We start from the raw sequence: 230 nt of genomic DNA, 5'->3' as shown, positions 1-230 counted from the left end.
CCCACGTCGTGGACGGTGCCAACCTGGATGACGCCAGCGACTATCGCCCCGGCCGGCAGGGCGCGGCGGAAAAGGGCGTGCGGAGCCCGCTGCTGGAGGCCGGCCTGACGAAAGCCGAGATTCGAGCCGTGTCCAAAGCGCGTGGTCTGCCCACCTGGAACAAGCCGTCGAGCCCATGCCTCTCTTCGCGCTTTGCATACGGCATCCCAATCACCTTCGAGGTGTTGGAG

1 pseudogene (running past one end of the window) is annotated in these 230 nt (G+C 66.5%); it reads left to right on the top strand.

Annotated elements, in window-relative coordinates:
• Nucleotides 1-230 (top strand): annotated as a pseudogene (locus GEV06_14860) (TIGR00268 family protein) (it extends 334 nt beyond the left edge of the window).

Origin of the sequence: Luteitalea sp., from assembly GCA_009377605.1 — a bacterium.
Lineage (GTDB): Bacteria > Acidobacteriota > Vicinamibacteria > Vicinamibacterales > Vicinamibacteraceae > WHTT01.
This window is presented reverse-complemented; position numbering and strand designations above follow the sequence as displayed.